Origin of the sequence: Chromobacterium rhizoryzae, from assembly GCF_020544465.1 — a bacterium.
Lineage (GTDB): Bacteria > Pseudomonadota > Gammaproteobacteria > Burkholderiales > Chromobacteriaceae > Chromobacterium.
The window spans coordinates 5,129,202-5,152,982 of sequence record NZ_CP066126.1; the positions used below are offsets into that span (position 1 = coordinate 5,129,202).

Genomic DNA, 23,781 nt, shown 5'->3' on the forward strand with positions numbered 1-23,781 from the left:
GCTGGCGGCTTGGGGCGGACTCCGGGCCGGTAGGGTGGTCCGTAAACCACCCGCTGACCTGCTTCGCTAGTGAATCAATACAGTGATTTTGCCGGGAAGCGACGCGCGTCAGCAGTGGACGGATGTCAGTAGCTTGGAGCGCAGCCACAAAGCAAAACGGCGGCCGAAGCCACCGTTTTCCAAGCACACAAACTCAATGTTTAGACAGGCGCCGCAGGCCAGTCCGCCTTGCCCAGCTGCGGCCACGCGGTCTGCAGCGGCAGCCGCGACAGCTCAACGCAGTAACGCTTCCACGCCGTCAGCAAGCCCTGCTCCTGCGCCGTAGCCAACCCCAGCTCCTGCGCGTCCTCCAAAGGCCGGCGCTGAGCGTAGGCAATCGCCAAGCGCTGCTGCAACTCCTGCTGCGCCTGCGCCGTCAGCGCCGCGCGCTGCGCGTCGGCGTCCACTTTCCAGGCTTTCTTGTTCCACACCGCGAAGGGCGGCGGCTCCAGCTCAGTGGCCTGCAGGCTGTCCGGCGTGTCGCCGATTTGCGCCGTCACCGGCTGCGCGCTGGCCTTGCTCCACAGCTTGAGCGCGCGAAAATCCACCACCAGCAGCCAGCCGCCGTCACGATAGACCGCCGCTTGCCTGTTCCCCGCCTGCGGCGGTTGCTGCTCGGTAGCGTAGGCCGGAATCAGCCAGGTTTCTTCAACATCCAGCGGCGACAGGTCCGCCATGGTGGTACCCAAATACTCGCCGGTTTCCGGATGGTAGGCGTAGACGGTTTTCTGCGTGCGTTCTTGCATGGAGATCTCCTTAGTGTTTGATGCAGGCAAGCAGGGCGATGTTGCGGGGGCGGGTGCCTTTCAAAAGGTTGGTTGTCGACCCTGTAACAGCTTGCGTCAATGTGCCTCCAAGAAGTTGAGCTTGCCAGTTCGGGATCGGAGTTACACCGTAATTAACCACGGAAGTACCATCGACATGGTTGCTCTCAAAACCATCATCAAACAGACCACTCACCCATCCCAATCTATCGTTGTAACTGCTTTGCCATGCACCGCTGCGCGTCGGATCGATATAGCCTTGGTAAGGAATCAATGAGCCCATTTGCCTAGACGCAAATGCACGTCCCACGTCTACTACAGGGTGATCGCTGCTCCAGCCGCGGATAAATTCTCCGCGTAAATCAGGCAGGTTAAACGTTGTTGTCCCATCTCCTGCACCGTATCGCGTCCCAATTGCCTCAAACAACGCGGGATAAACATTGCGGCTGGCCAAGGAGCCATCACATCTCAACCAACCAGGCGGTGCAGATGGCATTGCAAAGTAGGCCACTTCGCCGGCTGGCGCCGCGGCACGCAATTGACTAGTCGTCGCGCCATCGGCAATGCCATAACCAGCCAGCGTACCCGCTTTGTCCGCCTTGATGGAAACCTCTGCCTTAGTGGCCCCATCGGTAATCCCGTAACCCGCCAAAGTAGTCGGCTTGCTATTTCCACCCCAGGCCAGTTGCTTCACCGCCTGTAGCAATTGATCCTTGCGGTTGGCGTCCAATGCCTGGCCGCTGTCCTTGATCAAGGCAATCAACTCGTCCTGAGTAGCGACAGTCGCCTGCTGCAGGCTGTTCAGCCAATCGGCGCTGACGATGGTACCCAGTTCGCCAGTGGTGGGGTTGCCGTCATGAAACAGGCCGTCCGGGCTGTTGATCGGCTTCAAAGTGTTTTGCATCGCGCTCTCGCTCCTTAATGAGTCTGCCCATGAGCCGGGCCGGCGACATAGGCGGGGTACGGACCACATTAGCCGTCGTCAGACCGCCAGTTGACCCGCTTCGCTAGTGAATTAATGCCCTCATTGTGCCGGGGAGCGACGCGCGTCAGCAGCGGACGGATGTCAGTGGCGAGCAGGCAAAAAAATGGCAACCCCGCAGGATTGCCATACTTGAAAACCGATGATGTTTACGGCGCGATCGGCGCTTTGTGTACGTAACCGCCATGCATACCGGACAGCGCTGCAGGCAAGGCCAGTTGGAAGACCGAGTTATTCTCGGCAAAAATGTGACAGTTGCTATAGCCACGCCCCCAGTCAGTCATCCCAGCCATATGCACCCAGCCATCGCTCGGCGTGATGCGCTTATTCTCCATTGGCTTGCCATTGCGATACAGGCCGCAATCAAGGTAAATAGAGCCGCTGATACAACGCAGCCAGCTCATGAATGTAACTAGTCCATCGGTACCGGCCCCATACGCCATCGCCAATGCCATATTTTTTCCATCGAGCACTTGCGCCGAATGACTCAATGCTCCACAGCGCAACTCCGCAATATGAAACTCGTTGCCATAACGCTTTTGATCACGCCCCATGCCATTCAATAAATCCTCTACCGGCTGCGCCAACTTCGGGCCAGGGCCTTCATACGAGCTATTATCATGAATGAAACGCCCCACAGAGCTAACACTCTGGCTATATGAAACATTATGCATGGGGGTGGCAAACGGAGTGGTGATCTGAATGGCTCTCACCTGGGCAATACCCTCCGGCGTGAATGGATCGAAAAAACGCCCGCCGTCCGCCAATAGATTATGCCGCGGCAGCATGCCCACAGTGATGCCGTCCTGGATGCCGTAGCCCGCCAGGGTGCTGGCCTTGTCGGCCTTGACCGCCACTTCGGCCTTGGTGGCCCCATCGCTAATGCCGTAGCCCGCCAGCGTGGTCGGCTTGCTGTCTCCGCCCCAGGCCATTTTTTTCACCGCCTGCAACAACTGGTCCTTGCGGCTGGCGTCCAGCGTCTGACCACTGTCCTTGATCAAGGAGATCAGTTCCTCCTGGGCCGAGCGCGTAGCCAGTTGCAGGTTGTTCAACCAGTCGGCGCTGACGATGGTGCCCAGTTCGCCGGTGGTGGGGTTGCCGTCGTGAAACAGAGTGTCCGGCGTGTTGATGGGCTTGAGTGCTTCTTGCATGGAATCGCCTCCCGCGGAAATGAAGAATCGGCCACGGCCGATGACAGGTGTCGTTACTGAAAGGATTTGGAGGGGATTTTGCAAGAAACACAGCAGCAGCAGCAGTGGACGGATGTCAGTGCACCGGAGGAGGGAGGCTGCTTCAAAATCCAGCGAGTGAGAACGAAACACAGCAATATCAGCTGAGTACATACATAACAGAACATTCTGCAGGCATTTTCAACGTCGCTGTCTAGCTACCCTGCTAAAGCGCAGTAGACATTGAACAAGTTTTAAATACCCCGGCACCGATGGATTAGGCAATACTCCGCAATGACTTGAAGAAAAAACGGCAGCGCATGGCTGCCGTTTTGATTGATAAACCCTGAATCAGACAGGCTGCTTCGGCCAGTCCGTCTCCACCAGCCGAGGCCACATCGCCAATTCAGGCAAACGCGATAGCTCCACACAATAACGCTTCCACCCCAGCAGCCGCGCCAACTCCGCTTCCGTCGCCATGCCGATTTCCGCCGCATCCTCCAAAGGACGACGGCTGGCATAGGCTTCCACGAGGCGCTGCTTCAATTGAGCCTGCATTTGTGCCACCAAAGCGGTAGCCTGGGCCGCCTTATTAATGATCCAGCCTTTGCCATCCCAAGCCGCAAACTCGCAGGGCTCCAGCAAGGTGGCACGCAAGCTGTCCGGGGTCTCGCCTAGCTTGGCCTGGACCGGTAGTGCGGTCTGCTGGCTCCACAGTTTAGTACTGCGCCAATCCGGCATGACCATCCAGCCGCCATCGCGGAATACTGCGGTTTGACGTTCCGCAGTGACCGACGGCTGTTGTTCGGTGCTATGAGCCGGCAACAACCAAACATCTTTTTCCAGTGGCGACAGGTCCGCCTGTGTGATTCCCAGATACTCCCCGGTTTGCGGGTGGTAGGCGTAGACGGTTTTGTTTTTGATTTCTTGCATGAAAGTCTCCTTAGAACTTGATGCAGGCAAGCAGAGCAACGTTGCGGGGACGTGTGGAAAACGCCCCATTATCTCCACTGCCAGGGACAGCAGAGGCAACTGCAACGTAGTAAGTGGTGTTGCTCATATCAGTGGGTGTTTTGTTGCCCTCGACATTGACGGACCACCCCTCCGTATTCCAAGCCCCGATAGCGGAAGTGCCTATTGGATAGCCTCCACTCAACTTATCGATCAGATTGCGAATATAGGTAGGACTCTGGGATGCACCCAGAGCACGCCCCGAATCCACCCCTCGCCCATCATCCCAACCACGGATGAACTCCCCTCGCAAATCAGGCAGATTAAAAGTCGTTGAGCCATCCCCAACGCCAAACCGGGTGCCTATCGCCGCAAATAAAGCGGCGTATTCGGTTCGGCTTACCGCGGAGCCATTGGCCTTCAGCCAACCTTCCGGTGCATCGCTCATGGCAAAATAGGCGACTTGCCCGGTCAGATGACCGTCATGCATCAAGGTATGCCAGGGGTTCCAACGCTTGGCGTCGTCGTTGCGGGTACGAAAACGCATGGTGTTTCCGCGCTGATAGTCGGCCGTCAGTTGGCAGGAGTAGTCAATCTGGCCTCCCAACCCACCAAAGGCGATGAACGGGCCAGTCACGCCGCTGGAGGTGCCATAGTTGAATCCCATTTCCCCGCCGGTGATAGAAGTATCCAACGAGGTGCCATCCTGCGGGTCAATACGATAGCGACGTTTCTTGATCAAAGACGTGTCATTGCCGGAGTGCCATACTCGGAATTCACCGCCGCCTGCCTCTTTCAACACCAGTGTTTCATCGCCATAGCCTTTGTGCACCAAGGCTACCGCGCTATATCCCGGCCGATGTAGGCCTAAGGATGGGAAATCCACGCCGGTGGAGCACAGTTCCATAGTCCCTCTGCTGTACATAGTGGCGTCGTAGTTATTCGGCGTGGTCTTCAGGACATGCACAGTCTGCGCGGTAGACAGCGCCAAAGTATTAATGCCGTAGCCCGCCAGCGAATCGGCCTTATCCGCCTTGCCTGCCAGCTTGTTGGTGATGGTGGCCGCGAAGTCCTTGTCATTGCCCAGCGCCGCCGCCAGTTCCTGCAGCGTATCCAGCGCGCCCGGCGCACCGTTGACCACGCCATCGACAGCGGCCTTCAACTCGGACTTAGTCACGCCATCAGCGATGCCGTAGCCGGCCAACGTGGAGGCTGCGTCAGCCAGTTTCTGCCACTGCGCCCAATGTCCCCGATAACAACAGCGATACCAGATACCAGCATCGTTGTAAGCCTGATAGTTCTGATACACCATATTCTCGTCGGCATAGACTTGCAGCTTGCCGGCATAGGGTGTCGGGTAGTTCTTGCCACTGGCCGCTTGTGCGTCCCCCCGCTGGCTATAAAGACCCGTGACGTTAATATCGTTCAGATCCACCACACCCAACGCCGGTTTCAACGGCAAAGCGTCGCCAATACCATAGCCTGCCAACGTGGTTGGCTTGCTATTGCCGCCCCAGGCAATCTGCTTGACTGCCTGCAGCAGTTGGTCCTTGCGCTTGGGGTCGGTACCCTGGCCACTGTCCTTGATCACGGCCAGCACTTCTTCCTGAGTGGCCTGAGCGGCAGACTGCATACCGTTCAGCCATTCAGCACTGACGATGGTGCCAAGTTCGCCACTGACCGGGTTGCCGTCGTGGAACAGCTTGTCAGGCGTGGGAATGGGCTTGATGGGTTCTTGCATGAGGCGCTCCTGAGGAAAAGAGTAAAGAGCACAGACTCCCGCCCACTGAGGACGGGGCTGTGAGGGGAAGGGAGAAAGGACGGGAAGGTCCGCGTGAGGCGCGGTTTAAGGCTGGTAGGCGAAGTAGACGTAGGTGTGGGCCGGCTTCAGATCCTTGAACAGATCTTCCAGTCGCGGATCGCCGAAGGTGGTCAGGCGTTCTCCGGCCAGCGACTGGCCGGCGCGGAAGAAGTACGGCCGGGTCTTGGCGCCGAACACGGTGACTTGCCACACCCAGGGGATGTCCGCCGTCCACAGCTGCTGGCCGGCGCGGTTGATGCCGGCGCGGAAAGGCTGCGGCTCGCTGATGGCGATGCGGTAGCCCATGCCCGACGCCAGCCGGGTGAAGTAAGGAATGGACAGGCCGCCGGTTTCCGCCAGCTTGGCCAACACCGCCTGCTGGCGCTGCTGGTAGGGCGCGTCCGTCGGCGGGGTCAGACCGCAGACGCGCTCCCAATCCGGCAACAGGCCTTCGGCCAGCAGCGGCGTGGTGGCGCCCACCAGCTGCCGGGCGCCGTTCTGCACCCGGTCCAGCGCCGCGCCTTCGCTGCCCAGCTCGGCTTGCAGCCGCGGTCCGTCCGGACTGTAGCTGACCGGCGGCAGCAAGCGCGTCAGCAGTTCGCTATGCGGGGTTTGCGGGCTCATTGCATCCCCCTCACCGTGAGTTTGCCCAGGCGCAGCCATTCCACCGTTTTCTCATTCACCGCCGGCGCGACATTGTCGGCGGGCGACAGCAATTGGCGATCCACCACGCCGGGCAGGTCGGAGATCAAGGCTTCCAGCCGGCTCTTGTACAGCTTGCTGCCGGGGGCCAGGCTGGAGAAATGGGCGGCCAGCACCTGACGCAGCGGCTCAGTGACGGCTTGCACAGTGGTGCCGTCCACCGTCAGCGCCACCTCGATATCCACCGGACGCGGCGTGGGCGCCAGCACCAGGCAGTTCTTGGCGGTGACCGGGCGCAGATCTTCGATATGGGCTTGCACCACGGCCAGGGTGTCGGCCGAGGGCAGGCTGTCCTGGGCGGTGATCACCACGTCCACGGTGCCGAGGCCGCGGCGCAACGGGTAGACGTAGGCGGCGGACACGCCCGGCACTTCCAGCGCCCAGCGTCGATAATCGTGGCGGTTGCCGCCGGCCGGCGGGCGACGGATCAGCTCCAGCAGCCGCGCCAACAAGGCGGCGTCGTCCTCTTCGTCCACGCCGCCGTCCATGCTGGCGAAGCTGACGCGGCTGGCCAGGCCGCTGGGCGCGGCCATCAGTTCCGCCACCGTGCCGGCCGGCACATTGCCGGCCAGGCCGGGCAGATCGGCGGCCACCGCCGCGCGGGCCTGGCCGTCCACATCCAGCTGGCCGCCGGCCTGAGTGGTGTAGAGCTGTTCGCCCAAGCGCACTTTCAGACCGGCGGCGAAGCCGGCGCCGGGATTGCCGCTCAGTTGCAACAGGCCTTTGGCCGCCACCGGCGGCTTGCGGCTGAGGCCGCGCACCCGGGCGTGCTGTTCCAGATAGTCGCGGTCGGCGCTGTCCGGGAAGATCTGGCGGGCGATCCAGCTTTGATGCTGGTACAAGCCTTCCACCGCGCTGGCGACCGAGCTGGCGCGCACGTAAAAGTCGCTGTCGGGACCGACATCGGCGTCGGCGCGCAGGTTTTGCAGATCGCGCAGCAGCGCGCCGCGTATGGTTTCAAAATCCGGGGTGGACAAAGGCATCAGGCTATCCTCACATGGTGTTGGAAATGTCGGGTCTGGCCGCCGGCCTCTTCCACTTCGACCAGCAGCAGCAAACGGCCGCTGCCGGGGCGTTGCGCCTCTACGCCGACGCGGCGGGCGCGGCCGTCGCGCAACAAGGGCTGCAAGGCTTGTTCGGCGTATTGGCAGGCCAGCAGGTCGATCTGGTTGCTGTCCTTGCTGCGAGACAATAGATGCAGGCGGGAGCCGAGTTCGGGATCGGCCCACCAGCCGCCCAGCGGGGTCATCAGCCTCAGGTAGACGGCATTGGCCAGGGTGTCGGTGGTACCGCCGGCGTAATCGCCGGTGATGGGGTCCAATAGAGGGTCCATGGCGTTATTTTCCGGGTTTGAAGGGATTGGGGATAAGGGACGCGGGTCAGTGCCGGCGAACATTCAAACAAGCGATATCAACAGCACGCTTGGTGAAAATCGTGTTTTACAACGGCGGGCTGGTCGTACCATGCACGCCGTTATGTTGGTGTCCCACCAGGCTCTTGCCACCGGCCACCACGTCGCCGCTGACGGTGACATTGCCTTTCACACTGGCGCCGCTGCCGCCCTGGATGGCCATGCCGCCGTTGCCGTTAATCTGGCCCTGAGCCACCAGCTGCGCGCTGGTGCTGAGCGTGGGCGTGGTGAAGCTGGCCTGTTCGCTGGCGTTGACCTGCCAGTTCTTGCAGCGCAGGCTGAAGGTGTCGCACTCCACCTCGATCAAGCGGCCGCGTTTAAGCACGATCTTGCTGCCTTCGTCGCTGTACAGCGCCACTTCGCCGGGTTTGAGCTGCTTCAACCGGTAGTTGCCGTGCTCGGTGGCGATCACCACGCCGTGGCTGCTGCGCCCGCCCAAGGGGAGCACCACCGCCATGCTGCCCGGCGGCGGATTGGCGCTGTAGCCGTAATGCTGGAACAGCTCGGCGTCCTGCAGTTGCTCGCCGGCCAAGGCGTCGGCCTGCACGGTTTGCACGTCGCCAGCGCTGTCCACCCGGGTCAGCACCGCGCGAAAGCCCTGCCGCACATTGCTGAAGGCGCGGCGAATTCTCTGGTCTACGTCATTCCACATCGTTTCAACCTTTCTTTGTCTCAGCGTTTGCGCATGACCGGCAGCCAGCGGCCGTCCTCTTTCAACGTCAGCCGGGTAGTGCTGCCCTGCCCGCGCCCGCCGCTGAAGGTGCGCGCCATCAGGAAATAAGTGCCGCCCTTGATGCCGTGCGGCTCGCTTTCCACCTGGATGCGCTGGCCGGGGGTCCACAGTTCGCCGGCGCTGTTGCGATGTCCAGCCACGGTGGCGCTGAGGGTGTAGCCGGCCAGCCGCGCGTCGGCCAGCATCTTGTCCGCGCGCGCCGCCAGTTCCGCCGGGTTGGCGGCGTCCGGCTCCACCACGATGCGCGGTTTGTGATAACGAACATCCGGGTCCGCGGACTGGTGCTTGAGATCGTGTCTGCCCGGGGTCAAGGCTTGACGATGGCCCTGGCCCAGCAGGGTCAGCTGCGAGTAGCGCGGCGCGTGGGAGCGGGTTTCCGCCAGGCTGAGCACATTGTTGCCCTTACCGTCGCGACGCAGGATCAGCTTGGCCTTGGCCGGCGCGCTGTAGTCCGGTCCGCCCACCACCAGGGTGCCGTCCGGATCGAACCAGGCGGCCAGGCCGTTGGCCGCGGCGGCGCGGGTGAGCACGTCCCAAGCGCTGTTGCCCGGGTCCACGCTGATTTTCTCGATCTGGCCCTTGGCCTTGCCATCCACGCGCACCCGGCTGACGCCCAGCGGCTTGATCACGTTCTCCAGCACATCGCTCAACGTCATGCCCTTGCCGGTAAGCAGCGGCGCGCTGCAGTCCAGCAACATGCCGGCCAGATCCCGGCCCGACAGCGTCAGTTGGTGGCTGCCGGCGCCTATGCTGTGGCTGATGTCGTCCACCCGCCCCTGCAGCACCACGTCCGCACCCACCAGCACTTTGACCTCGGCGCCCGGCTCCACCGCCGGCGGCACCTCGCCGCCGGGCAGGCCCAGCGACACCTGCCAGGCGTCGGCGGCCACGGTCAGATCGGAGTCGATGCTGTACTGGGTCCAGTAACGATGAGCCTTGCCGGCGATCTCCAGGCTGACTTCGTTCTTGGCCGAAGCGCTTTTAGCGGGCGTAACCATGGATCAGCTCTCCTGCTTGCAGATGGTTGGGATGCGCCAGCTGCGGATTCAGACGCAGCAGTTCGGCGGCGCGGCCGCTGTCGCCGTACCACAGATGGGCCAACTGACGCAGATTGGCGGCGGATTCCACCTTGCGGGTAATCAAGGGCGGCTTGGCGGCCACCAGGCCGGCGGCGCTGCGCTGCACCTGCAGGCCCAGATCGCGCAGGCTTTCAATCACCTGGCGCGTGTCCTCGCCCGGCAGCGCCTTGCGCCATTGCTCTATGGCCTGCTGCAGCGTGGCTCGCACATCGCCGGCCACTTGCTCCAGCGCCGGCGGCGTCAACGTGGGCTGCGCGGCTTCAGAGCGGAACAGATCGGCGGCGGCGTTCGCCATCGAGGTGGACACCGTCAGTTTGAGCAAGGCGTCGATGCGGATCTCGTCCTCGGTCCATACTTCCAGCGCCTTGCCGGCTTGGTTCAAGGCATCGGACGCGCGGCCGATTTTCTTGGACACGCCGTTGAGCCGGTCCTTCATCGCGTTCCAGTCGGCCAGGGTGGCCTGCGGCAGCTTGGCTTCCGCCTCCCACTTCAGGCCCGGCCAGATTTCCAGCTTGACGCCAAAGCGCCAGTTGGCGACCTCGTCCACCAAGGACGTCACTTGGCCGATGAAGGCTTGCGGATAGGCCAGCAAGTCCACCACCTGGGCAATGCCTTGCTGCGCCATGCCGGCAAGCTGCCGCACAGTATCGCTCAAGCGCACGCGCAGCGCGCCCAGCCGGGTCAGCGCGGTATTGGCGTTTTGCAGCAGGCCCTGAGCCTTGGCGAAGGCCTCGCCGCCCAGACTGCGCGCCTTGGCCGCCAAAGCGCTGATGGCCTCCACCTGCTGCAAGGGCTGCTGGCTGGCGAAAAAGGGATTGCCCGGCGTGGCCTCCACCCAGTTCACTTCCACGGTGCAGGAATCCGGCGCGTCGGCCTCGTGACTGATCTGGTAATCCAGCAATTGCGCCTTGGGCATGCTGCCGAATACCGGGTGGATCAACTCGCCCGGACCGGCCTGGTCCAGCGCGGCGACGAAGTCGCGCAGCCGCTGCTGATAATCGCGGCCCCAGAAGAAGACGCTGAGCGAAACCTTGCGCGCCTTGCGGCCCAGGTCTTCTACGTCGGCGCCGTCCAGATAGGGGTATTCGTGCATCGCCTGGTCGCGCTGGGCGCTGTCCACGCTGCGCAGGCATTCGAAGCGCACCCCGCGGAAACTGGCGTCCACCAGCGCGCCGGCGGCGGAACCGGCAAACAGACTGAGATTGAACATCAGCTTCTCCTTTGTTGTTGGCTATTGGCGGCGTTGACGGCGGCGACGATATTGCCGTTTTGGACGTCGACGGTGATATTGGTGGGCTGAGCTAGATGACTGACCAACTGGCTCAAACTGGCCTGGATCTGCGACATGACCATCAGCAACTGCTCGTTTGAAGCATTAGCGCTTGGACCGTCGAGCATGCCGGTATTGGAGAGCGCCGGAGATGGCGAAGCCAATGCGGCCATCACGACAGGAGTAGACAGGGCATCCTCTGCCCCAGGCTGCGCCGTGCCTGCCGCAGCCGCCGTTTTCTTGGTTGGCTTTTGCGCTGGCTGCGCATTTTTGGGCGTGGTACGCGGCTTATCCGTCGCCGTTTTTTTCGCAGCCTCTTTAGGCGTGGTCTGCGCGCTGGTTTTTGGAGTCAAATTGGCCGCCTTCCGCTGCTCCTGCTTTACTTGCTCCCGGCGTCCCTGCTCTTGCTTTGCCTGCTCTTGCTTTGCCTGCTCTTGCTTTGTCGGCCCTTGCTTTTCTCTGGCCGCATATTCTTTTTCAACGGACTTAATATAGTCTCGGTTCAGCTCGGCTATTTTCTCTCCAGTCATGACTTCCATATATCTCGCACCCATTAGATCGCTACGATCATTATGAGCAAACCAAGAGAATACTCCCGTACCATCGACATCCACCGCAGAATAGGCTTGGCCGTTTTTATCCACTAAGGTTTTTTTCAAATCGACATCATTAGGCAGCGTGCGAGGAGGTCCCCACTTATTAACATAATCTCCGCCGGTCATGCCTTGGGCGAACAATTTGACACTATCCCCCGCAGCCTTGCCCACAATGGCTTCCGCCGCGCGTTGCGCAGCAGCGCCTTTCACCAGTTTTCCAGCTTTACCCCCGACACTCATTGAAGCCGCGACTCCAAGACCCTCGGTCATTGCCTCATGGAATCGGCCATTAATGACATGGTCGCCAAACGCGATAACATCGTTTGTCGCGCTCAAGGCCATTGCCGCACCAGGCATCATGTCGGGAAGCTTGGGAATTAATTTTGCCAATGCGCCCGGCACCGCCTCTTTCCCCAAAATTGATGCCGCCAATGTCGCGGCATCGGGAATCGCCTGCTTGCTGGCCACCTTCTTTCTTAATTGCTCCAGCTTGATTTTCTTCTGCCCTTCGGGCAGGTCCTCAAGAGTCTTGGCTGGGCTGGGAAGTTTTTTAGGCGCTTGTTTTTTCGGCCGTGCAGGCTCCTGTTTTTTCTTGTCGACAAATAGTTTTTCATACAGTCCCAGCCCCGTGTCCGCGAGCGATCCTGTTATTTTATTTTCGAGTGGGTCGGTTATTTCGCTGACTTTGCTGCCAACCACATCCATCGAGCTTTCGGCTGCATTCAACAATGTGTCGGCAAGGCCGATCTTGCCATCCTTGGGCAGGGATACATGGTCTCCGCCCAAAGCAAAGGTATCGAAAGCGGTTCCAGGCCAGCTGCCCTCCGGCAAGTCAAAAGCCTCAGTAAAATTTTTGGCGTCCGCTTGCACTATTTTTTTGATATCCATCCCCTGATCCTTGAGGATCTGGGGGATCATTTCTTTGGCAAGCTTATTTGAGGCCTGATTGTAAATCGCATCGGAATATGGTTTTTTCCCATGCTTCTTCATTAAATTCTTGGTTGATGCACGGAGAAAAGAGTCATAAGCATCGCCAGTCCCGCCATTGGTCGACTCCGCCACGGACAGCCATAGATACAGCCCATCCAGCTCCTGCGAACGCTTGATTGCCTTGGCTTTTTCATGCGGCAGCACTGCGCTTTGATGCGCTTCTTGCTTCATCTTTTCTGCAACCGCATCCTTCAGAAAAGAGTAGATATCCGCATAATTCCCTCTTTTCCTGGCGGCCATTTCTTCTAGCTTCTTCAACTGCTCCGGGCTTAATTTAAGCATAACTGCTCCAGGTCAATGCTTCACCGCCCCGTGAAATCAACTACTCATCAGATAAGACTCTATACCTGTCAAAATGCACTGATGTTTTACCGCAGCTTAAAACTGCGTATTCGCTCATATGATTTTTTGAGGCGACAAGGCGGGAATATATGAGAAGACGGCCAGATGCTTCCTGTTAATCAACGCTCCACATCCAGCCGTTCATTATTTAATCAGCCGATTAAATAAGCTTGAACTCACTCCTGAACTTTACGCAGCGACAGCAGCTTGATATCGCGGCGCGCTTCGCTTTCCACGCCGTATTTCTCGCCCACTTCCAGCGTGAAGCAGTCCAGGTAGCTGGTGCGCTTGCCGCCCGGGGCCACCGGGAATTCGGTGAGCTTGGCGCCTTCGATCGCTTCCCAGTCCAGCTCGCCGGACAGCGGGATGGAGACGGTGACGGACAGCTCGTATTCCGAGATGCCGCGCGCGAAGCCGCGGGCGCGGCCGCTGCTGTTCATGGTTTTCACCAGCTTGCGGCCGGTCTTGCTGCTGACGTTCAGATCGATGACGTCGATTTCCTGGCCGTTGACTTCCAGTACGATCGAACCTGCGTATTCTTTCAAAGCCATGTGAATGTCCTTTTCGGTTTCATGTGGGCGGCCCGGCCGGTTTGACGGCGGGCCGCCGGATCAAGCGTTAACGGGGGAAAACTAGGTCCGCCCGGGTAAGCGCGCGGGAGCAAGACGGCGCGCCGCGTGTTTACCCAGCGCCGCTTAGAGCCTGTTTACGATCTGCTGCGCGTCGGCGATACGGCGTTGAAACCCGCTTCGAAATGCTCATGTACCACGCGTACACTCCGCTTTCTCAGCCGCAACGCCTTGTCTCGCCTTAGCTCGCGAGACCGTAAACACGTTCTTACAGCAGCAGATCGATGCGGCCGGCGAACACGTGCAGGCCGTTGACCACGTCCACCGGGATCTTGGCGTCCAGACGGTTCACGTCTTGCGCGTCGCGCTCAACGATCAGGCCGTCCTTGTTGGCCTCCACCGCCTCGATGATTTCCAGCTCTTCCAGCTTGTAGAGCACGTCCAGCAGCTCGGAGCGGACCTTGGACGGGGTGCGATCGGACAGCTTTTCGCGCGGGAAGCGCAGCGCCACGCGCTCGCGGCAGGCGCGGCGCACGTAGTCCAGAGTGCGGATGGTGGTCAGATCCAGCAGCGACACGTCGTCCACGCCCTGCGCGTCCTTGGTGTAGGTGCTGATGGAGCGCACGATCTGCACGCGTTCGCCCGGGCCCACTTCCAGCGGGGTCACGCCGTTGTAGAGGGCGTTTTCCTGCTCGGTGCGGCTGGTGCGGGCGGCCAGTTCCACCACGTCCAGGCCTTTGAGCTCCAGGGTGTTGAGCGGACGGGCCGGATCTTCCTCGCTGGCGATCACCGCGGCGTAAGCGGCGGCCAGTTCGCCCGGCAGCTTGGCGGAGCCCCGATACCAGGCGGCGCTGACGCGGCCGCTGGCCAGTTTGGAGGCGACGGCGCTGACTTCCGACAGCGCGCCGACGGCGCCGACCACGCCGATGGCGCCGCGTTGCTCCATCGGACCGGACACGAAGTCCAGATGGGTGCGCAGCGCGGTGAAGGCGGTGTCGTTGTTGAAGGGGTTGACCACGATGTGGTGGCCGCCGCTGACCACGGCCGCCAGCGCCGGAGCGATGTCCGGATCGGCGGCGCCGCCCTTCATCGCGCCCACGGTGATGCCGAGGCCGGCGATCTGTTCCTGCGCTTTCAAGGCGACGGCGTTGCCGGCCGCGCCCTTATGGCGCGCGGTCAGGGTCAGCACTTCCTTGGCCGCGGCGGCGGTCACCGGCAGATCCGCCAACTTGTCGACGGCGGCCTTGGCGGCGGCGGCGATCTTGGCGGCGTCGTCGCCTGCGGCCACGGCCACGTCGATGCGGCGGCCGCCGATGAACAGGCTGGCCACGCCGGCGCCGGTGGCCGGGCCGGTGAAGGTGAAGGTGCCGACGGCGGCGGCGGCGCTGTCCGCGTCGTCAACCGCGATCACGCTGAGTTGCAGATAGGGGTTGGCGTTGATGGCGGCGCGGGCCAGCAGATGGGCGTAGGAGCCGCGGCCGAAAGCCTGGGCGGCCTGCTCGTCGCTGAACACGTCCAGCGCGGCCAGAGCCGGCTGAGCGGAGTCGGCGAAACGCTGGCCGATCACCAGCACGCGCTGCGGATTGCCCGGCAGGGTGCGCACCGCCAGCTTGGTGTTGAACTCGAAGTATTTGCCCGGCTTGCGGATGGACGCCGGAATCTGGTCGAAGCTGATGTTGGGGCTGGCCATAAAGTATGGGCTCCTGATTGATGCGGTTGGGGGAAAGTCGCCGCGCCGGACAGCGCGGCGGGATACTGCGAAAAATCAAACGGCGGGCGGCTTGGGCTGCAGCACGACATCCTGGGCCTTGACGGCCGTTTTACCGTCCAGGCGGTAGTCCAGCCGGGTGCTGCGCCATTCGGCGGCGGGGCCTTCCAGCCTGCCGCCGAAGCGGGCGAACAGCTGGTCCGGATCCGTCTCGCCTTGCGGCGACGGCCAGTGGCCGTTGTCCAGCGCCTCGTCCAGCCAGTGGGTGGCGAAATCGCAAGCCACCAGGCTCCAGGGCTCGCCGTCCCGCTGCGCCTGAGCCAGCGGTCGCACTTGCTCGGGAATCAGCGGCGACACCGCCAGGCCGAAATCCTGGGCCGCCAGCAAGCGACGCACCGCGTAAACCAGCTGCCAGACGCCGGCGCCGGCGTAGCCGCGATCCGCCTGCAGGCGGTCGCCGACGATGACGGTGAAGCGGGCCTGCGCCTTGTAGCGCTGGCGTTGGCTGGCCGAAGGCTGGCAGGCGATAACGCCGCCGGCCACGGTCCACAACGCCGGCAGGCGCGCCAGCGCCTGCGGATTCAGACCCGGGCTGCCCGCCGCCGGCGTCAGCCGGCTTTGGTAACGGCCTTGCGCCAGATCCAGCCCGCAGAGGCCGGTTTCGTCCAGATCGGCCGCCACTTCGCGCACCATGCGGCCCAGGCCTTGGCGCAGGCGGTCGGCGATGGCGTCTTGCAGTTGGATCAGCTGGGACATGATTTCCTCAATGATTCAGCGGTTTATCGATACGGCTATTGTCTCGCGCCCGCGGTTTTGGGCTTAGCTGAGCGATGTCAGTGGGGGCTTGCGGCCGCGGGCGCGGCCGAGGTGGATCAGGCCTTGATGCAGGCCAGCAGGGCGAGGTTGCGAGGACGGATGGATCGGAGCGATTGGGCGTCGCCCACCGCTTGGCCACTAGGAGTGAGCTTGTGAACTTGAACGGATGAGGAAGTCGCCGGCTCATACCCCAATTCAGGCAAGTTATTGCTCTTGCGATCGATGACTCCAACCGCCAGAGCAACATCGTCGTCCACTAGTGCTTGCGTCGATGCTTGCGCCGAACCCAATACCCGACCAGCATCAACCCTACGTCCATCGTCCCAGCCACGGATGAATTCGCCCCGCAGATCGGGCAATTGAAACAGCTCGGTGTTTTCCGGACGGGACGAGCCGGTTTGTTCACCCGGCGGAGTGAACTCGGCCTGGTAGCGGCACTTCTTGGAAATCATCCAATCCTGGAAGTAGCCGCCGGCGGAGTCGGCGTAAATCGGGTCGTGGCCATCCACCGAGAACACGATGGTGTTGTCCGGAATATTGACTTTCAGCTCAGTCTTCAGGCTCCACGCCAGCTTGCCGTCGACAAACAGGCGATAGGTCGCGCCGTCGTAACACAGCGCGATGTGATACCAGCGGGCCTCAGGAAACGCATTGGCCTGGCCCTGTACGCCTTCGCAGATAAAACCGGAACCGGGACCGGCCAACCAAACCATCGGCGCCTTGGTCTGCGAATGGATGCCGAGACCGATCTCGCCCCAGGGCGCCGAAGCGTTCATGCCGAAAATCCAGTTGGGATGACCGGTGAACATCGGGTAATGCCAGCCTTCAATCGTGAACGCGTCCGGGTTGAACTTGCTTTGCACGGTGAAGCGGGCGTAATGGCCCTTGGCCTTGGTCTGCAAACTGGTTTTGCCGAATTTGCTTTGCTCGGAGCTCAGGTTCGCGGCGCCCACCAGCACCGCCTCTTTGCCGCTGATCAGATCGATCAATTTGTTGCGATCGTCAAACTTGAGCAGCGCCTGGATGTCCGTGTCCATTTCCTTGTTGGCGAACATATCGCCAATAGCCTGGTACAAAGAGGCATATTGCTGTTTGGACACCAGCGAGCCATCCGCCTTGATCCAGCCCGCCGGCGCTTCCTTGCGGGCGAAATACTGGATGGCGCCGCTCGGAACCGAAGCTCCCGAGTTTGCGCCGTCGTCGCAGCAGCACTGATTCATTTCGATACGTACGGGATTGGTTTCCGCTTGCCCCAGGACATTGACCTGGAATTGCGGCTTGATGCAGACAGTCGTGTTCGACATCTGGCTCTCCTTCTCTGGGTTGATTGAATACGAGGCAGAATCGGCGTCGCGCCTTGGATGTTGTTACCTATCCGCAGCGCGTGGGCGGGGGGAGGAAAATAACTTGGAACCGGTGTAGAAATGCACACGCCGCATTTGCGCCAAAGCTGTTTGCGCGCTCAGTGGATCAAGCGCTTGAGGAACTCGCCCAGCAGCGTCACCGCCAGCGCGGACACCGCGCCGGACAAGGCACCGCTGCGCGCGGCCTGGACTTCGACGTCGCGCAGGCGGCTGTCCAGCTCTTCCAGTTTTTTGTCTTGTTTGGCGAGGTGGGCCACGATCATGTCCAGCTTGCCTTCTATGCGGCCCAGGGCCATCAGATTGTCATGTTCCACGTGAAACCCGCCTTTCAGCCTTCGGCCAGTTGTTGGCAAATCACGCAGCGGGTGCAGCTGGGCATAATCGCCCGTCGCGCGGACGGAATGGGGTCGCCGCAATCCTCACAGTGGCTGTAGCCTGTCTGGTCGAACTGCTGGTAATGGCGGGCAATCGCTTGCTCGCGGAACTCGGTTTCCAGCTCGCTGGCCCGATCGAAAAAGTCACTCATGGTTGTGGTCCTTCGGAAGTAAACAGCCCGCCGAGCGCCGTCAGCCTTTGTTCCAGCTGCTGGCACCAGGCGCCGTAATCGGCGGCGTGGGCCAGGAGGTCTGCTGCCGGTAGCCCGGCGCCGGCGGAGGCGGCTTGATGGGGATTTGCAATAGATACGGAGTCGGTTGCGGGCACTGCGGCGGCGGAGTAGCCGAGGACTTGCCGGTAGAGGCGCAGGCTGTCAGGGCCAAGGCCGCCATAGCGGCCGCCATCCTGTTGCACGACATATTCGATCCTTTGTTTCTGGTCTCGCAGCCGCTGCTGCAGATCCTGTTGCTGACTCAACAAGCGCGCCTCCTGCCTGCCCAGCAGTTCGCGCAGACGTTGCTGCTGCTGCAAGGCCGCCTGCAGTTGCAATTGGGCGCGCTCCGCTTCCGCGGCCTGGCGGCCTTGATCCGCCGCCCGCTGTTCGGCCAAGCGCGCGCGCCAGTTCTCCGCGCCGTGTCGCAGCCCCAGCGGGTAGGCCAGGCCCGCCGCCAGCAAGGGCGGCAGCAGCCAGCCCCCCAATTTCAGCCATGCGAAGCCCGGTCCCATCAGCGCCCGCCTCGATCGCGCCAGGCGGCGATCAGCCGCAAGCCGGCGGAGTAGCCGCCGACGATGCCGAGATAAATCAGCCAGATATCCGCGCCCAGGGTGCCGCGCAGCCCTTCCACCACGAACAAGAGCGTGGCCGCCGCGCAGGCGATGTTCGCCCACAACCGGGAATGGCTCAGCCGGCGGCCGCCGGGCCGGGTCAGCAAGTCGGACAGACGCATCATTTTTTCTCCTTGTCGAGGTCGGTCGGATTCAACTCAAAGTGGGGAAACTCGCGGAACGGCGCGTCCGGTCGGCCATACCAATTCAGGCCTAGCGCGGCGCCGATCTCGCCCATCAGCTGCCAGTGCGGATGGTGGGCGTCCCAGACCGGCTTGCCGCCGATCAGCGGCACCACGTCGAAGGCTCGCGCGGCCGGACTGCCGTGCAACATGGCGTTGTGCGCGGACTGGCCCGCGCGGGCGTTGGTGACCTTGAGACCGGGCCGGCTGCGGCCCTGCGCGTACAAGGCGTCCTGTTCCGCGCCGGAGCGCCAGGTGCAGGTGATCAAAGCCTCCACGCCGGCGTCGCGGCAACGCCGCACAAAGGCCTCGGCCAGGGGTTGCAACTGCGGATGCAGGTCAGAAATAGCTCTGCTGGCCATGAAAACTCCTTGTTGTTGGCGAAACGTGGCTCATCGGCCGGCCGCAAGCCGGCCGCCTTGCGCGGCGCGCGCGCTGCCCTGCCAGGCAGAGGCGGAGCCGGCTGAAAACAAACAGGAGAAATCGGAAGAGAGGAGAAGCGGAGTACAGCCTTAATGCAGATCTTGACTGGGCGTTTTCAGCACGCGCCACACCATGCGGTCGCTCAGTTGGAAGCGGATGGCCAGCACGCTGACCGCCTCGTTGGCGCCCAGGCCTTGGTCCAGCAGCTGATCGAAGTCGCTCAACAGCTGCTGATTGCGCGCCAGACGCAAGGCTTGGCTGCAACGCGGCACGTACAGGATGTCGCCGCCAAAATGATGGGTCAGACTGGCGGCGGCGTCCTCCCCTATCACCTCCACTAACGCGGCGAAGCGCAGCTGGCCCGCCTTGCTTTGGTTTTTGGAGATGGGCAAGGTGGTGCCGCCCAGCGCCTGCACCAGTTGCAAGGTGCGCGGCAGCCCGATCAGCTCAGCCACCAGGCGCATGGTTTCGGGCAGGGCCGGGGCAATATTGGCTACGGTCATCGCGGAAATCTCCTAGTGAGCACGGAACAAAGACGATAAGTTCTAAATAAGTTATAATTAATCAAGGCCATGTACGCCGTTCGCATTTAGAACTCGTGTTCTAAACGCTGGCAAGCCCATGAATTCTATTGAAATCGGCCTCGGTGGCATCTTATTCTACGGGGGGATGGCTGGGGGCATATCTGTTTTGAACTTTACCCAGGCGTATGAGTGCTATTTTAGTTCAAAACATAAAACTGATCAATTAGTACGATGTCACTACCTGTCCTTTTGTACAGGGCATTTGACCGGGCCGTGGCGCCGGCCTCGCACGCCAAATGGAGTTCTATATGGAAAAAAACTTGGAACAGAGTGACTTCAAGCAGCGGCTGGAGTCGTTGATAGGCGCGGAGAAGCCCTACGCCTGGGCCACTCGCATTGGAATCAACAAAGGCTCGTTCACCAATATGTGGTATCACGGCGGCGTGCCGCGCGCGGCCACCGCCAGCAAGATCGCGGAGGCCAGCGGTTGCAGGCTGGAATGGCTATTGCACGGCAGCGGCCCGCAGTACGACGCGGCGCCGCCGGTAGGCGCCTCGATTAGACTAGAACGCGATTCGGACTGTTTTGTACCCGACAACGTCCATGATGAGTTCTGTTTCATCCCGCGCTATAACCTGAAGGCTTCGGCCGGCTTTGGTTCCAATGCCAGCGAAGAGGCGCCGATGTTCTATATGGCCTTCCGCAAATACTGGATCAAGAACCATCTGAACGCCTCCGCCCGGGACTTGGCGGTGATCAGCGTCAAGGGCGACAGCATGAGCGGCGTGCTGGAGGATCGCGACACCATCCTGGTCAACACCGCCGAGCACTCCCCCGGCGAGGGCCTGTACGTGATCCGCATGGGCGAGGACATCTTCGTCAAGCAGTTGCAGCGTTTGCCCGGCGGCGCGGTGCAGGTGCGCAGCGCCAATCCCTTGTACGAGACCTTCACCGTGGACCTGCAACGCAATACCGGCGAGTTCGAGGTCATCGGCCGCGTGGTCTGGTTTGGCCGCCAGATCGGCTGACCCGGACCCGACGCGGGTGTAAACTGCTGTTTTGCCGCACCGCATGAAACGAGACACCACCATGATTCAACACATCGAAGCCAGCCTGAGCGAGGCGCAAACCGCCTTGGCCAATCTGCTGGCCAACCCGGAAGCGCTGGCCAGCATCGACGCGGCGGCGCAAACCCTGATCGCCAGCCTGACGGCCGGCGGACGCGTCTTTTCCTGCGGCAACGGCGGTTCGATGTGCGACGCCATGCATTTCGCCGAGGAACTGACCGGCCGCTATCGCAAGAACCGCCGCGGCATGGCCGCGGTCGCCATTTCCGACCCCAGCCACATGACTTGCGTGGCCAACGACTACGGCTACGAGTTCGTGTTTTCGCGCTATCTGGAAAGCCATGCCCGCGCCGGCGACGTGCTGATCGGCATCAGCACCAGCGGCAACAGCCAGACCATCGTCAACGCCGCAGAGGTGGCCCGCGACATGGGCGTCAAAGTCATCATCCTCACCGGCCGCGCCGGCACGCGGCTGGAGCCACTGGCCGATGTCTACGTCAACACGCCGGGCGGTCAGTTCGCGGACCGGGTGCAGGAACTGCACATCAAGGTGCTGCACATCCTGATTGAATTGGTGGAACGCCACTTCTGCCCGGAAAACTATTGAGTTTCCCTTTCGTCACGCTTGCCATTGTGCTGAAGACGCGCGCCGCGCCCTATGCGACGCCTGTCAGTACAACGGCATGACGGCGCCGCGTAAAAAACCGCCGCCCGGTCAACCCGGCGGCGGTTTTGCTTTCCGGCTGCGCGGCGCTAGCGGTTGAGGAAGGCGCCGATGCGCTGATACACCGCGCGGCATGCCTCGGGCACGATGGCCTCCAGATTGAGAAAGGCGTGCACCATGCCGTCCAGGTGCATGTGCTCCGCCTCCACCTCCGCCGCGCGCAGCTTGTCCGCGTAAAGAAACGCCTCGTCGCGCAGCGGATCGAAACCGGCCGACACCAGCAGGGTCTGCGGCAGTTTGCGGCTGAAGCCGCCATGCAGCGGCGAAGCCTGCAGCCGGTTTTCGGCATGCTGGAAGTAATTGTCGAAATACCAGGCCACCCGCGCCTTGGTCAGCAAATAGCCCTCGCCGTTCTCGTCCACCGAGGGCTGGCTCAAAGTGTAGTCGACGCTGGGATAGATCAGCACCTGACGCTTGATCCGCAAGGAGGCGTCGTACTGGCCCAGGCCGCTGAGGCTGGAGGTCAGCGCGCCGCCGGCGGAATCTCCGGCCAGCGACAGCTGACGCACATAGGGCAGCTGGCGCGCGTCCAGCGCCTGCCACAAGCCCTTGGCCACGACGGCGGCGTCCTGCAGGCCCGCCGGATACGGGCTTTCCGGCGCAAGCCGGTAGTCGGCGGCCACCACCACGTGCTGGCTGGCGGCGGCCAGGCGGCGGCAGATCGGGTCGTAAACGCTGACGCTGCCCACCATGTGTCCGCCGCCGTGGAAAAACGCCAGCACCGGCAGCGCGCGCTTTGGGTCCGGGTGGTAGATGCGCACCGGCACGGTGAAATCGCGGCCCGGCACCAGATCGTCGTTGACCCAGGCGATGTCCGGCCCCGGCGTCACCATCTGCCGGGTCAGATTGGCCAGCGCTTCGCGCGCGCCGATCGACGTCGCCTTATAGCCTTTGGCCACCAGTTCGGCCAGTTCGCGGTTGTATTCCTCCAGCCAGACGGCCAGAGCGGGATCGAGCTGATGCATGCGAGCTCCTATCGGCCCAGCGTGATGGACGGCGCGCGGGCGCAAGCGGGAAGAGGGGAAGCCGGACGCGAAACGCGCTGGCAGGCTATTCCGTCTACGGATTTAGCCAGCTTATACCATTGGTATTACAGCGCAAGCCCGCCGCGCGCGCCTGGCATGCCCGCCCCCTTAGAACCTGTTCAAAGCCTGCTGCGCGTCGTGGACGCGTTACACGGTGTGTGCACCTTCGAAATGCTCATGCAGCACGAGCACATTCCGCTTCCTCGGCTGTTTTCGCCTGGTCTCGCCCTTGCTCGCGAGATTTTGAACAGGCTCTCTTAGGCGCTCAGCCAAACAGCCGTTCCAGCAGGCTGGGTTTGCGCGTTTGCAACAACTGCTCGGCGCCCAAGAGCAAATCGTCTATCAGCCCCGGGTCGGCGCGCGGTTGCCGCGCCTGCGCCGGATTGGAACGGCCGGACGGCGCCAGCTCCAGGTTCGGCCCGCGCCGCGTCAGCCTATAGCCGCCGGCGCAGCTGGGACAGAAAATTTCCTCGCCGTCGGCCATGCCGCGCGGCACGGCGATGATGGGGCCGCAGCCCTGGCAGCTTTGCAAGGGAATGCCCGGTTCGCTGTGGCCGATGATGTGATCGAAACGGCCGGCCTCGCCCAGCTGGATGAAGCGCTCGCCCAGTTCGCGGTCGAACTGGCTGCCCAGATTCTCCCGGATGATGGCCAAGGCGCGCTCCTTGGGCATGCCCTGCCGGTACGGCCGGGTGCTGGTCATCGCGTCGAAGGCGTCCGCGATGCCGACGATGCGCGCCGCCAGCGGTATCTCCTTGTCCCTCAGCCCCTGCGGATAGCCGCGGCCGTCCGGCGTTTCGTGGTGGCGCAGCACCGCGTCCAGCGCCAGTTCCGCCAAGGGATGATCGCTCAACAAATCCGCGCCCACCTGCGGATGGGTCTTGATCACCTCGTATTCGGCGTCGCTGAGCTTGTCCGGCTTGTTCAGCACCGCGTCCGGCACGCCCACCTTGCCCAGATCGTGCAGGAAGCCGCCCAGCGCGATGCGTTCCACCTCGGACTGCGGCAGGCCCAGATGATCGGCCAAGGCGTAGCACAGCCGCGACACCCGCCATAAATGCCCACCGGTGTAAGCGTCTCGCGCCTCCACCATCATCGCCATCGTATACAGCGTTTTCAGCAGCTCCCGCGCTTGTCGCATCTCTATCCCCGCATGCCGATGAGGCCCGGCCGCGAGAGCGATATCTGCAAGCGCTCCGGCGGCGACTCAGGCCGAATGATTTCAATATGGCATATCAATGCGGCTTTGCTGCGCTGGCAGCAATACGACAGTCAAACGCCCGGAAATAGAGCAATCATTCCATTTGCATGAAATTTTCATTTTTCTTGGCTAGCCTAGGCGGCACGCGG

The 23,781-nt window shown here is 62.0% G+C and carries 26 protein-coding genes; 2 read left to right on the plus strand and 24 right to left on the minus strand.

Annotated elements, in window-relative coordinates:
* Positions 1 to 200: 200 nt before the first annotated feature.
* The 22 genes from JC616_RS23480 to JC616_RS23585 form a co-directional block, all read right to left on the minus strand.
* The gene (locus tag JC616_RS23480; protein ID WP_227105772.1) at positions 201 to 785 is read right to left on the minus strand and encodes a tail fiber assembly protein; all 585 of its coding nucleotides are present in this window, start codon (positions 783 to 785) and stop codon (positions 201 to 203) included.
* A 10-nt stretch (positions 786 to 795) separates the two neighbouring features.
* Entirely contained in the window at positions 796 to 1,707 is a 912-nt protein-coding gene (locus JC616_RS23485; RefSeq protein ID WP_227105773.1) for a phage tail protein, read from the minus strand.
* A gap of 227 nt (positions 1,708 to 1,934) precedes the next feature.
* A complete protein-coding gene (locus JC616_RS23490) occupies positions 1,935 to 2,936 on the minus strand; it encodes a hypothetical protein (RefSeq protein WP_227105774.1) in 1,002 nt (333 codons plus the stop codon).
* Positions 2,937 to 3,305: 369 nt separating this feature from the next.
* Entirely contained in the window at positions 3,306 to 3,887 is a 582-nt protein-coding gene (locus tag JC616_RS23495) for a tail fiber assembly protein (RefSeq protein WP_227105775.1), read from the minus strand.
* A 10-nt stretch (positions 3,888 to 3,897) separates the two neighbouring features.
* Entirely contained in the window at positions 3,898 to 5,646 is a 1,749-nt protein-coding gene (locus JC616_RS23500) for a tail fiber protein (protein ID WP_227105776.1), read from the minus strand.
* Positions 5,647 to 5,751: 105 nt separating this feature from the next.
* On the minus strand, positions 5,752 to 6,330 hold the full coding sequence (locus JC616_RS23505; RefSeq protein ID WP_227105777.1) for a YmfQ family protein: 579 nt from the start codon (positions 6,328 to 6,330) through the stop codon (positions 5,752 to 5,754).
* A complete protein-coding gene (locus JC616_RS23510; protein WP_227105778.1) occupies positions 6,327 to 7,391 on the minus strand; it encodes a baseplate J/gp47 family protein in 1,065 nt (354 codons plus the stop codon). The genes JC616_RS23505 and JC616_RS23510 overlap by 4 nt, the downstream gene beginning before the upstream one ends.
* The gene (locus tag JC616_RS23515) at positions 7,391 to 7,741 is read right to left on the minus strand and encodes a phage GP46 family protein (RefSeq protein WP_107801249.1); all 351 of its coding nucleotides are present in this window, start codon (positions 7,739 to 7,741) and stop codon (positions 7,391 to 7,393) included. Before JC616_RS23515 ends, JC616_RS23510 begins: the two co-directional genes overlap by 1 nt.
* 106 nt (positions 7,742 to 7,847) lie before the next feature.
* Positions 7,848 to 8,471: a phage baseplate assembly protein V gene (locus tag JC616_RS23520; RefSeq protein ID WP_227105780.1), complete on the minus strand. Its 624-nt coding sequence runs from the start codon at positions 8,469 to 8,471 to the stop codon at positions 7,848 to 7,850.
* 20 nt (positions 8,472 to 8,491) lie between these two features.
* Positions 8,492 to 9,550 (minus strand): phage baseplate assembly protein, encoded by a 1,059-nt coding sequence (locus JC616_RS23525; protein WP_227105782.1) that lies wholly within the window; start codon positions 9,548 to 9,550, stop codon positions 8,492 to 8,494.
* Positions 9,534 to 10,841: a DNA circularization protein gene (locus tag JC616_RS23530; RefSeq protein ID WP_227105784.1), complete on the minus strand. Its 1,308-nt coding sequence runs from the start codon at positions 10,839 to 10,841 to the stop codon at positions 9,534 to 9,536. The genes JC616_RS23525 and JC616_RS23530 overlap by 17 nt, the downstream gene beginning before the upstream one ends.
* Positions 10,841 to 12,769 carry a hypothetical protein gene (locus JC616_RS23535; protein WP_227105786.1) on the minus strand — a complete coding sequence of 643 codons (1,929 nt, stop codon included), beginning with the start codon at positions 12,767 to 12,769 and terminating at the stop codon, positions 10,841 to 10,843. The genes JC616_RS23530 and JC616_RS23535 overlap by 1 nt, the downstream gene beginning before the upstream one ends.
* Positions 12,770 to 13,005: 236 nt before the next feature.
* Positions 13,006 to 13,380 carry a hypothetical protein gene (locus JC616_RS23540; RefSeq protein ID WP_019104097.1) on the minus strand — a complete coding sequence of 125 codons (375 nt, stop codon included), beginning with the start codon at positions 13,378 to 13,380 and terminating at the stop codon, positions 13,006 to 13,008.
* A 286-nt stretch (positions 13,381 to 13,666) separates the two neighbouring features.
* Positions 13,667 to 15,088, minus strand: coding sequence for a phage tail sheath C-terminal domain-containing protein (locus JC616_RS23545; protein ID WP_227105788.1), 1,422 nt, complete (start codon positions 15,086 to 15,088; stop codon positions 13,667 to 13,669).
* A 75-nt stretch (positions 15,089 to 15,163) separates the two neighbouring features.
* On the minus strand, positions 15,164 to 15,862 hold the full coding sequence (locus JC616_RS23550; RefSeq protein ID WP_227105791.1) for a DUF1834 family protein: 699 nt from the start codon (positions 15,860 to 15,862) through the stop codon (positions 15,164 to 15,166).
* A 116-nt stretch (positions 15,863 to 15,978) separates the two neighbouring features.
* Positions 15,979 to 17,226: a tail fiber protein gene (locus JC616_RS23555; protein ID WP_227105793.1), complete on the minus strand. Its 1,248-nt coding sequence runs from the start codon at positions 17,224 to 17,226 to the stop codon at positions 15,979 to 15,981.
* 158 nt (positions 17,227 to 17,384) lie between these two features.
* A complete protein-coding gene (locus JC616_RS23560) occupies positions 17,385 to 17,600 on the minus strand; it encodes a hypothetical protein (protein ID WP_019102036.1) in 216 nt (71 codons plus the stop codon).
* Positions 17,601 to 17,614: 14 nt separating this feature from the next.
* On the minus strand, positions 17,615 to 17,812 hold the full coding sequence (locus JC616_RS23565) for a TraR/DksA family transcriptional regulator (protein ID WP_043589247.1): 198 nt from the start codon (positions 17,810 to 17,812) through the stop codon (positions 17,615 to 17,617).
* Complete coding sequence (locus tag JC616_RS23570) at positions 17,809 to 18,387, minus strand: hypothetical protein (RefSeq protein ID WP_227105795.1); 579 nt, start codon at positions 18,385 to 18,387, stop codon at positions 17,809 to 17,811. The genes JC616_RS23565 and JC616_RS23570 overlap by 4 nt, the downstream gene beginning before the upstream one ends.
* Positions 18,387 to 18,611, minus strand: a complete 225-nt coding sequence (locus JC616_RS23575) for a hypothetical protein (protein WP_227105798.1) — start codon at positions 18,609 to 18,611, stop codon at positions 18,387 to 18,389. Before JC616_RS23575 ends, JC616_RS23570 begins: the two co-directional genes overlap by 1 nt.
* Positions 18,608 to 19,030, minus strand: a complete 423-nt coding sequence (locus tag JC616_RS23580; RefSeq protein ID WP_107801257.1) for a M15 family metallopeptidase — start codon at positions 19,028 to 19,030, stop codon at positions 18,608 to 18,610. Before JC616_RS23580 ends, JC616_RS23575 begins: the two co-directional genes overlap by 4 nt.
* A gap of 150 nt (positions 19,031 to 19,180) precedes the next feature.
* Positions 19,181 to 19,594 carry a Mor transcription activator family protein gene (locus JC616_RS23585; RefSeq protein ID WP_048415913.1) on the minus strand — a complete coding sequence of 138 codons (414 nt, stop codon included), beginning with the start codon at positions 19,592 to 19,594 and terminating at the stop codon, positions 19,181 to 19,183.
* A gap of 329 nt (positions 19,595 to 19,923) precedes the next feature.
* On the opposite strand from JC616_RS23585, the gene JC616_RS23590 reads away from it, so the two are divergent.
* Both JC616_RS23590 and JC616_RS23595 read left to right on the plus strand, forming a co-directional pair.
* Positions 19,924 to 20,643, plus strand: coding sequence for a S24 family peptidase (locus JC616_RS23590; protein WP_158274387.1), 720 nt, complete (start codon positions 19,924 to 19,926; stop codon positions 20,641 to 20,643).
* A gap of 61 nt (positions 20,644 to 20,704) precedes the next feature.
* Positions 20,705 to 21,289, plus strand: coding sequence for an SIS domain-containing protein (locus JC616_RS23595; RefSeq protein ID WP_107801259.1), 585 nt, complete (start codon positions 20,705 to 20,707; stop codon positions 21,287 to 21,289).
* A 146-nt stretch (positions 21,290 to 21,435) separates the two neighbouring features.
* Here the strand turns inward: JC616_RS23595 and JC616_RS23600 are convergent, their stop codons facing one another.
* Entirely contained in the window at positions 21,436 to 22,371 is a 936-nt protein-coding gene (locus JC616_RS23600; protein ID WP_227105800.1) for an alpha/beta hydrolase, read from the minus strand.
* A gap of 325 nt (positions 22,372 to 22,696) precedes the next feature.
* Positions 22,697 to 23,572: an HD domain-containing phosphohydrolase gene (locus tag JC616_RS23605; RefSeq protein WP_227105802.1), complete on the minus strand. Its 876-nt coding sequence runs from the start codon at positions 23,570 to 23,572 to the stop codon at positions 22,697 to 22,699.
* Positions 23,573 to 23,781 lie beyond the last annotated feature (209 nt).

What these genes read in the sequence shown, in the direction of transcription:
- JC616_RS23480 (WP_227105772.1), bottom strand. Translation starts at nt 785, where the DNA reads ATGCAAGAACGCACGCAGAAAACCGTCTACGCCTACCATCCGGAAACC.
- JC616_RS23485 (WP_227105773.1), bottom strand. Translation starts at nt 1,707, where the DNA reads ATGCAAAACACTTTGAAGCCGATCAACAGCCCGGACGGCCTGTTTCAT.
- JC616_RS23490 (WP_227105774.1), bottom strand. Translation starts at nt 2,936, where the DNA reads ATGCAAGAAGCACTCAAGCCCATCAACACGCCGGACACTCTGTTTCAC.
- JC616_RS23495 (WP_227105775.1), bottom strand. Translation starts at nt 3,887, where the DNA reads ATGCAAGAAATCAAAAACAAAACCGTCTACGCCTACCACCCGCAAACC.
- JC616_RS23500 (WP_227105776.1), bottom strand. Translation starts at nt 5,646, where the DNA reads ATGCAAGAACCCATCAAGCCCATTCCCACGCCTGACAAGCTGTTCCAC.
- JC616_RS23505 (WP_227105777.1), bottom strand. Translation starts at nt 6,330, where the DNA reads ATGAGCCCGCAAACCCCGCATAGCGAACTGCTGACGCGCTTGCTGCCG.
- JC616_RS23510 (WP_227105778.1), bottom strand. Translation starts at nt 7,391, where the DNA reads ATGCCTTTGTCCACCCCGGATTTTGAAACCATACGCGGCGCGCTGCTG.
- JC616_RS23515 (WP_107801249.1), bottom strand. Translation starts at nt 7,741, where the DNA reads ATGGACCCTCTATTGGACCCCATCACCGGCGATTACGCCGGCGGTACC.
- JC616_RS23520 (WP_227105780.1), bottom strand. Translation starts at nt 8,471, where the DNA reads ATGTGGAATGACGTAGACCAGAGAATTCGCCGCGCCTTCAGCAATGTG.
- JC616_RS23525 (WP_227105782.1), bottom strand. Translation starts at nt 9,550, where the DNA reads ATGGTTACGCCCGCTAAAAGCGCTTCGGCCAAGAACGAAGTCAGCCTG.
- JC616_RS23530 (WP_227105784.1), bottom strand. Translation starts at nt 10,841, where the DNA reads ATGTTCAATCTCAGTCTGTTTGCCGGTTCCGCCGCCGGCGCGCTGGTG.
- JC616_RS23535 (WP_227105786.1), bottom strand. Translation starts at nt 12,769, where the DNA reads ATGCTTAAATTAAGCCCGGAGCAGTTGAAGAAGCTAGAAGAAATGGCC.
- JC616_RS23540 (WP_019104097.1), bottom strand. Translation starts at nt 13,380, where the DNA reads ATGGCTTTGAAAGAATACGCAGGTTCGATCGTACTGGAAGTCAACGGC.
- JC616_RS23545 (WP_227105788.1), bottom strand. Translation starts at nt 15,088, where the DNA reads ATGGCCAGCCCCAACATCAGCTTCGACCAGATTCCGGCGTCCATCCGC.
- JC616_RS23550 (WP_227105791.1), bottom strand. Translation starts at nt 15,862, where the DNA reads ATGTCCCAGCTGATCCAACTGCAAGACGCCATCGCCGACCGCCTGCGC.
- JC616_RS23555 (WP_227105793.1), bottom strand. Translation starts at nt 17,226, where the DNA reads ATGTCGAACACGACTGTCTGCATCAAGCCGCAATTCCAGGTCAATGTC.
- JC616_RS23565 (WP_043589247.1), bottom strand. Translation starts at nt 17,812, where the DNA reads ATGAGTGACTTTTTCGATCGGGCCAGCGAGCTGGAAACCGAGTTCCGC.
- JC616_RS23570 (WP_227105795.1), bottom strand. Translation starts at nt 18,387, where the DNA reads ATGGGACCGGGCTTCGCATGGCTGAAATTGGGGGGCTGGCTGCTGCCG.
- JC616_RS23575 (WP_227105798.1), bottom strand. Translation starts at nt 18,611, where the DNA reads ATGATGCGTCTGTCCGACTTGCTGACCCGGCCCGGCGGCCGCCGGCTG.
- JC616_RS23580 (WP_107801257.1), bottom strand. Translation starts at nt 19,030, where the DNA reads ATGGCCAGCAGAGCTATTTCTGACCTGCATCCGCAGTTGCAACCCCTG.
- JC616_RS23585 (WP_048415913.1), bottom strand. Translation starts at nt 19,594, where the DNA reads ATGACCGTAGCCAATATTGCCCCGGCCCTGCCCGAAACCATGCGCCTG.
- JC616_RS23590 (WP_158274387.1), top strand. Translation starts at nt 19,924, where the DNA reads ATGGAAAAAAACTTGGAACAGAGTGACTTCAAGCAGCGGCTGGAGTCG.
- JC616_RS23595 (WP_107801259.1), top strand. Translation starts at nt 20,705, where the DNA reads ATGATTCAACACATCGAAGCCAGCCTGAGCGAGGCGCAAACCGCCTTG.
- JC616_RS23600 (WP_227105800.1), bottom strand. Translation starts at nt 22,371, where the DNA reads ATGCATCAGCTCGATCCCGCTCTGGCCGTCTGGCTGGAGGAATACAAC.
- JC616_RS23605 (WP_227105802.1), bottom strand. Translation starts at nt 23,572, where the DNA reads ATGCGACAAGCGCGGGAGCTGCTGAAAACGCTGTATACGATGGCGATG.